The sequence below is a fragment of the Amaricoccus sp. W119 genome (assembly GCF_047275745.1).
In the GTDB taxonomy this organism is placed as follows: Bacteria; Pseudomonadota; Alphaproteobacteria; order Rhodobacterales; family Rhodobacteraceae; genus Amaricoccus.
In genome coordinates this window covers 1-6,797 of record NZ_JBKQWU010000106.1, presented here as the reverse complement: position 1 = coordinate 6,797, position 6,797 = coordinate 1, and the positions used below count along the sequence as shown (strand labels likewise).

Below are 6,797 nucleotides of genomic sequence, written 5' to 3'. Positions count from 1 at the left end.
CCCCTGTCCCTCCTGCGTTCAATGCAGAAGGGAAATAGGTGGCCGGATTTTACTCCGCCCGCGGCCGGACTATCCCGCCGCTACCGTGGCCGGTTTTTGCACCGCCGCTCTCATCAGGTTGCGGTGAGCGGCATTCAGCAAATCCTCCGTTGTTCCCGCCTCGGCCCAGTCGGGTGTGTAGGCTGGTGTGGCCTCCGGCTCCGGGCCCTTGAGCTCGCGCCAAACGCCGCGCAGCAGCCCAAGGCAATCGGCTCCCGCGCCGCGGCAACTCGCCTGATGGGAGTAGGGCGTCCCGATCCAACGGCGCGTGGCCGATACGACAAGCTCTCCCTGCCGGCGACGATCAGCCAGATCGACTTCCGCCATCGTTCACCTCACCATCCTTCGGGTAGGCTGTGACCCAGTCCTCGCCAGGGATATGGGGAAACCCACGGAAATTCAGATAGTTAACGAACTTCGTGCGACAGGTGTCGGCGAGCTTGTCGCACCCGGCGATCACCTTCGCCCGATCGCCGGCGCTCGGCGCAAACGCCGGCTCCTGCCAAAGACTCAGCCTGCGCTCGTCGCCAACGATCTTGTCAGTTCGGATACGCCCCCGCAGCCCGACGTTCGCGCCAGTCTCCCAGAGCAGCCGGCCGCCAGTGAACCACCCCGGCTCATAGTCGCCGACAACTCTCACCGACAGTTCGGCGCCTCGCCCACGCACCGCGGTCGCGGAGCCTGACCAGGCTGGGTCCGACGTATCGGCTCCGCATCTCTTGTCGCCAAGCGAAGCATCGCACCGGCGAAGCAGGTTCCGCCCGGCCGGAGTGTTCAGCGCCTCCGCCAGACCTCGCAGTTCGACTTCGAACCCGCCGTCGGCACGGCGGATCTCGCCGAACGTTCCGTGAAAGAGCAGGATCCTCTGGTGAGGCGCGCCCCAGTTGACGAGCCAGTGCCAGACCCGTGCCCCGTCGAACCTGCCCGCGCGTATGTCAGTTTCGGTGACGCCCGTGTCGCTGAGAGCGCCCACAACGGAAAGATTGTCAACACTCAGACCCGTCGCGGTCTTGAGCACGCTCGCGTCCATGCCGCTGCTCGCGCGAAACTCCTGACCATCGAAAGCCAGGTCGTCGTCGTGGTCGGTGAAGCCGAACGCGACCTCATCCTCCCGTCGGACGAGCCAGCATCTGCAGAGCGTGGTCGCACCCCCATCGAGATGAGCCCGCAGTTCCTCGCCGATGACGCGCATCAGACCCGGATCTCGATCACTGGAACAGATGGGATCTCACCCGCGGCGAACCCGGCGACGCTCACGGCGACGCGGTCGACATCGAACCGGACCGGAACGTCGAACTCGAAACCGGCGGTAACGAGAGCGCCTTCGACTGGAGCGTCAACCAGCGTCACCGTCCCGCTTGTCGTGTCGAGCACGTAGTCGGCCTGGTCGCGGATCACGCCTGCCACAGCCACCGACACAGTCCCCGCGACCGGCTTGCGGATGGGCCGCTCGTAGCGATCCGCGCCCCTTCCGTAGTGCTTCGACAAAGGGAACGTTCGACGTGACCCGTCTCCCGTCCCGATCGCCTGATCCATCGGCCCCGGCCGCGCGGAGGGCGGACAGGACTTGAAGTCCGACCAGTCCTTCCAGCGAAACCCGAAGAGTTGCCCACGCCGGGCCTCGAAGAAGGCCACCACCTCGGCGAGATCGTCGAGCGAGCGCATGCCAAGCCCCGCGTCGTAGTGCCGCCGGGAGTGTCGCCAGGGGGTGTTCCGCTCCTCCGCGCCGTTTCGCAGCGACACGATCTCGGTACGTCGCTCCGGTCCGCCGCTGGAGCCCATGGAAAGGGGAGCCGGAAACCGGACTTCGTGAAAACTCATGCTGATGACCTCAGAGGTTGCGCCGTCCGCGCTGAATCGCGCGCCCCATCTCGGCGGCGATCTGCGTGCGGGATCGCTGGAAACCGCTCACGTCGGGCGATGTTATGTTCATCGTCACGTTCACCGAACTTCCACCGCCCGCGCGCACGCCAAGTCTACCGTCCGCGCCCCGGGCGAGCGGCATGATCGCCTCCGGGCCAGCCTCTCCCATCAGGCCGGTGCCACCGCGCATCGGAAAAGTCGTCGGCCGGTCGACCACGCCGCCCTGGGCGAACGCCGTCACCCGCCCACCGAGAAAGGCGCCGCCCTTGGAGAAGCCGAACAGGGACCCCAGCATGGACTGCGCCGCGGACCCGACCGCGTTCTGCACCGGCGCCAAAGCCTGATTCAGAACCGCGCCACTCATGCTTCTCCCGACGCCGGTGAGCGCGGTGGACAAGGACTCGCCATCGAAGATCACTCCTTCGAAGGCCTGGCGAAGCGACGATGAGATGGTGCGTGACATGTTCGTGGCGTCCCGGCCGGCGCCCTTCATCGTCGTGCCCACGCTCTCGAGTTCCCGGCGAAAGGACGTGGCGACACCCTCCAGACCGGAAAGGCTTCCCTCCAGCCCGATGAAGTGGTCCTCGATCCGCCCGATCTCGCTTTCATATTCCACAGTTGTCGCCCTCGCGGGTTGGCTCGCCGTCCCCGTCGGGAAACCGTGCGAGAAGTTGTGCGAGACCTGCGCGGGTCAGCGCTTCGTGCCCTCCGCCGTGCCCTGCGAGCAGCAGGAGTTCGGCGGGTGTCAGATCCCAGAAATCATCAGGCCTCAGCCTGAGGTCCAAGAGGCCCAGCCGTATCAGCCGTCCCCAGTCGACGCGCTTCACGATCGGGCATCCGGCTCATCATCCGGGAGCGTAAACGTCAGCTTCAGGAGCCGGGCGGCGGCCTGCGCGGCGGCGAGCGGCCCTCCGTCAATCCGGCGGCCGACGAGGTCGGCCTCGCTGATGTGCCACCCTCCCCCGCTCAATCCCGCCGTGAGCAGACCGATCAGATCGCGGACACGAAACGTGCCGTTTTCGAAGCGCGAGATCAGGTCGAGAAGCGAATCGCAATTCAGCCTCGCCTCGAGCTCCGCCAGCGCGCCGAGCGTCAGGCGCATGACCCTCGGCGCGCCATCGACGACGAGGGTGACTTCTCCCCGATACGGATTGGCCATCACAGCGCCTCGAAGGCAATGGCGCCAGCCGAAGCCAGGGCGATCTCGTAGCTTGCCTCCCCATCATGATCGCCGGCGTATTCGAGGCTCGTGATCTGGAAGGGTCCTTCCACGATCCCGAAATCGGGGATGATCACCTGGAAGAGCGGGATCTCGCCCGCGAAGAAGATCGCGCGCGCGCGTTCATCCGTCGCGTCATCGCGAAACACGCCCGACCCGCTGATGGCCGCGCTCCGAACGCCCGCCCCCGCGAGCAGTTCCCGCCACCGCCCCTCGCTGCCCAGGTGCGTTACGTCGACCGTATCGGCGTTGAAGGTGATGCGCGATGCCCGGAGGCCGGCGATGGTCTGGAACGTGCCGCTGCCCGATATGTCGAGCTTCAGTAGGAGGTCCTTGCCTCTTTGAGCCGCCATGCCTTACGTCCTTCGATTGAGCTTGCAGTCACAGATCCTGATCGACGATCGCGCGGAAGAGCAGGGAGACACGGCGCTTGTCGGGCGCCGCGGCGCGCTCCGCCGTGGCACGTTGAAAGCTGAGCGAAATCAGCCGCCCCTGCTGGAGGGCGAGTGGCGCGTCCACGAGGGCGGCGCAGACCGCGGTCGCAACCCGCTTCGCCGTCGCGAACCCCTCCTCGCCTGAATGCACCACCACGACGAAATCGTGGCGCGCGCCCGCGCTCGTCTTGGTGTTGAAGGGCCAGGTGCGCTCCTCGCCCAGAGTCACATGGGCGATCCGTTCCGTGCCGGTGCCCTCCGGGGGCGCGTCGTAGATCGCTCCGCCGATCAATCCGGCCAGGTCAGGATCGGATGCCAGGCGAGCGTAGACCGCGCTCTGCAGGCTGACGCAGAATGCTAGCGTCATGACGCCCTGCCTTCCTCGGCGATGACCTCAAGATAGTGCCCCCTCGGATCCGCCTCGCTCACGCTCAGGATGTCGAACACGCGCTCGCCCTCGCGAAAGCGCTGGTCGGCGCGCGGTCGGGATCTGGCCCCGACGGGCGCTCCTCGGACCAGGACGCGGTAGGTGACGCGCGCCTCGGGCCTGCCGGCGACGAAGGCCTCCCGACCCGTCCGGGCCGTGATGCTGGCCCAGAGCTTTCCCACGCCTACCCACCTGACCGAGAAGCCACCCAGACCGTCCGGGCTTCGCTGTCGTTCCTCGAGCACGAGAACTCGGGTCAGACCCGACGCCCCGGTCACGCCACACCCCGCCCGATCCGGACCGCGCGGTGCGTCTCGATGAGTGTCAGGACCGTTCCCGGGAACATCGCGCCTGACAGCGCGCCCTCGGCACGATGCTCGTAGAAATGCGCCGCGAGGAGGAGGACGGCCTGGCGCAGATCGGCGGGCACATCCTCCCAGGCTGGCCCGTACCCGGCGACGAAGCGTATCTCCGCCTGACCGCCGCGCGGGATTCGGGGCAGGTACCGACCGAAACGTCCGACAAGCCTCGGCCGATGGCGATCGCGCAGGAGCGACCAGGTGTCGGTCGCCAACTCCACCCGGTCGTCGTCGCCGGAGAGCAGTGCCACGGACGAGACCGAAGCGACCGGTGCCAGCGGCAGGGTCTGGCTCGAATCGCTCTGCCAGCGACCGAGCGTTGCGACGAACGGGCGCGACAGAAGTGCCTGACCGATCCGGGCCTCGATCGAGGCCATGGCCGAGCGCAGGTAGACTTCCAGGATCGTGTCCTGCGATCCGTCATCCGCGAACCCGGTTCCGAGCCTCAGGTGCTCACCGAACGCGCGGATTGGCATCGCCTCGGCGGTTGGGGCGCTTACTTCCGTCAGGATCATCGGCATTTCCTCGCTCGCGGATCGGCTGGATTGGCAGGGAGTGGCGCCCCCGCGCTCCCCGAGCGGAATGAGGAGCAGCGGCTGGTTGAACGCGGGGGCGCCGACGCCGGTCCAAGACGACCGGCGTTTCACGGGTCCCGAGGTGTCGAGCCTCAGGACACCGCGAACTTCAGGAGCTTGATCGCCGCGAAATCACTGACATCGCCGCCGATCCGCTTGGTCGCGTAGAAGAGCACATGCGGCTTGGCCGAGAACGGGTCGCGCAGGATGCGAAGGTCGGGTCGCTCGGCCACGGTATAGCCGGCACGGAAATCGCCAAAGGCGACGGCGAAGGCATCCGGACCAATATCCGGCATGTCCTCCGCGATCAGCACCGGATACCCCATGAGCCGCGCCGGTTCCCCCGCTGCGAGGCCGTCCGACCAGAGAAACCGCCCGTCGGCGTCCTTCATCTTCCGCACGGCGCCGGCGGTCTTCGAATTCATTACAAAGGTCGCATTGGCGCGATACCGCGCTCCGAGCGCATAGACGAGATCGACGATCGCGTCGGCGGGATCACTTGCGAGGAAGTCGCCCTCCGCGCCCGTCGGTACATAGCCGAGCGAGCCCCATGCCCAGAGATCGTTGTCGACCTTCGGGTAGTTCAGCAGGCCCGTCGGCTTGTCGATGCCGTCGCCGAGGAGAAATGCCTGTGCCTCGGCGCGGCTGAACTTGTCCGCGATCCGCTGCGCCAGCCAGCCTTCCACATCGAAGGCGGAGTCGTCGAGCAGTCGCTGCGACGCCTTCGGAAGCGCCGAAAGCTCGTGCAGGGGGATCGAGATGCGGTCGACCTGCGGCGTACCGGTCTCGGTACGCTCACCCGCCTCCGTCGCCCATCCCGCGCCGGCCTCGGTATGATCGACGAGCACGTCGAAAGCGCTCGCCTCCACCGATACGACATTCGCGATCGTCCGGATCGACGCGGTGGAGCGCAGAACGCCCACGATCTGCGCGGCGGTCTGCGGGTCGACGAGATAGCCCCCGTCTGCGGACACGGCCGTCGACATGGCCTTGCCCTCCAGGGTCAGACCGCGCAGCCCGTCGTCATCGCCGGACCGGAGATAGGCCGCGAAAGCCTTCTTGTGCGGAACCTCCACCTCGGCCGAACGCGAGAGGTGGGGCCGCGAAAGCGAGATGGACTTGCGGTCGAGCATGGCGAGATGAGCTTCCTGTTCCCTGAGCCTCGATTTGATTTCCGCCTGAAACACGTTGAATTCCCCAAGGAACCCGGCGAGAGCGGTCTTGACCTCTCCCCGCGGGTCGCTGGAACCCGGCGTCAGGCTCCGGGTCTTGAGCTCAGGTATCTGCATCACGCTCATGTCCTTGATGTTGAACCCTCTGGCGGTCATGCCAGCATTTCCCGCGCCGCGCGCAGGCCCTCGGCCAGCGCGAGCGCCAGATCCTCGTCGGGATCGCCCGGCACGCTGTCCGCACCCGAGCGCGCCCGCGCCTCGGGCAGCATCGGGAAGGTCACCAGCGAGACCTCCCAGAGCTCCACTTCGCGGAGAACACGCCCGGCCGCCGACCTGTCCGCGGTCAGGGTGCGGTAGCCGATCGACAACCCGTCGATCGCCCCGGCGCGCAGCAGAACCAGCGCCTCGCACGCCGCGCGGACCTCCGTCAGCAGCCGGCCCCGGACGAAGAGGCCGCGGCCATCCTCCCGCACCTCGTCCCATACGCCGATCGGCTGGGCGGGATCGTGCTGCCAGAGCATCTTCACCTTGCCGCCAGCCGCGGCGAGCCTCGCGAGCGACTTGCCGTAGGCTCCCGCCGCGACGACGTCGCCGCCTGGTCTTGCCCCCATTTCACCGGACACTCAGGCGGTTGCGGTTTCAGCTGCGATGAACTCGCGGGGCGAGCGCATTTTCAGCCCTGAGTGCGGGTGGTTTTCGTTGTAGTCCT

General features: G+C 67.1%; 11 protein-coding genes and 1 pseudogene. All 12 read right to left on the bottom strand.

The window, feature by feature from the left end; all coding sequences use genetic code 11:
- Positions 1–87: 87 nt before the first annotated feature.
- Positions 88–366 (bottom strand): annotated as a pseudogene (locus ACLJK8_RS21505) (hypothetical protein); the annotation flags it as partial.
- Positions 344–1,231 carry a DUF2163 domain-containing protein gene (locus ACLJK8_RS21500; protein WP_413152468.1) on the bottom strand — a complete coding sequence of 296 codons (888 nt, stop codon included), beginning with the start codon at positions 1,229–1,231 and terminating at the stop codon, positions 344–346. The pseudogene ACLJK8_RS21505 and the gene ACLJK8_RS21500, both read right to left, overlap by 23 nt.
- On the bottom strand, positions 1,231–1,860 hold the full coding sequence (locus ACLJK8_RS21495; RefSeq protein ID WP_413152467.1) for a TIGR02217 family protein: 630 nt from the start codon (positions 1,858–1,860) through the stop codon (positions 1,231–1,233). The genes ACLJK8_RS21500 and ACLJK8_RS21495 overlap by 1 nt, the downstream gene beginning before the upstream one ends.
- Before the next feature lie 10 nt (positions 1,861–1,870).
- Entirely contained in the window at positions 1,871–2,518 is a 648-nt protein-coding gene (locus ACLJK8_RS21490) for a phage tail tape measure protein (RefSeq protein WP_413152466.1), read from the bottom strand.
- Complete coding sequence (locus tag ACLJK8_RS21485) at positions 2,508–2,729, bottom strand: rcc01693 family protein (protein WP_413152464.1); 222 nt, start codon at positions 2,727–2,729, stop codon at positions 2,508–2,510. Before ACLJK8_RS21485 ends, ACLJK8_RS21490 begins: the two co-directional genes overlap by 11 nt.
- Complete coding sequence (locus ACLJK8_RS21480) at positions 2,726–3,061, bottom strand: gene transfer agent family protein (protein WP_413152463.1); 336 nt, start codon at positions 3,059–3,061, stop codon at positions 2,726–2,728. The genes ACLJK8_RS21485 and ACLJK8_RS21480 overlap by 4 nt, the downstream gene beginning before the upstream one ends.
- Positions 3,061–3,474, bottom strand: a complete 414-nt coding sequence (locus ACLJK8_RS21475; protein ID WP_413152461.1) for a phage major tail protein, TP901-1 family — start codon at positions 3,472–3,474, stop codon at positions 3,061–3,063. The genes ACLJK8_RS21480 and ACLJK8_RS21475 overlap by 1 nt, the downstream gene beginning before the upstream one ends.
- 28 nt (positions 3,475–3,502) lie before the next feature.
- A complete protein-coding gene (locus ACLJK8_RS21470) occupies positions 3,503–3,922 on the bottom strand; it encodes a DUF3168 domain-containing protein (RefSeq protein ID WP_413152459.1) in 420 nt (139 codons plus the stop codon).
- Entirely contained in the window at positions 3,919–4,227 is a 309-nt protein-coding gene (locus tag ACLJK8_RS21465; RefSeq protein ID WP_413152458.1) for a head-tail adaptor protein, read from the bottom strand. The genes ACLJK8_RS21470 and ACLJK8_RS21465 overlap by 4 nt, the downstream gene beginning before the upstream one ends.
- Positions 4,228–4,256: 29 nt before the next feature.
- Positions 4,257–4,856, bottom strand: a complete 600-nt coding sequence (locus ACLJK8_RS21460) for a head-tail connector protein (protein ID WP_413152456.1) — start codon at positions 4,854–4,856, stop codon at positions 4,257–4,259.
- 152 nt (positions 4,857–5,008) lie between these two features.
- On the bottom strand, positions 5,009–6,205 hold the full coding sequence (locus tag ACLJK8_RS21455) for a phage major capsid protein (protein ID WP_413152469.1): 1,197 nt from the start codon (positions 6,203–6,205) through the stop codon (positions 5,009–5,011).
- 35 nt (positions 6,206–6,240) lie between these two features.
- The gene (locus ACLJK8_RS21450; protein ID WP_413152454.1) at positions 6,241–6,699 is read right to left on the bottom strand and encodes an HK97 family phage prohead protease; all 459 of its coding nucleotides are present in this window, start codon (positions 6,697–6,699) and stop codon (positions 6,241–6,243) included.
- Positions 6,700–6,797: the final 98 nt, after the last annotated feature.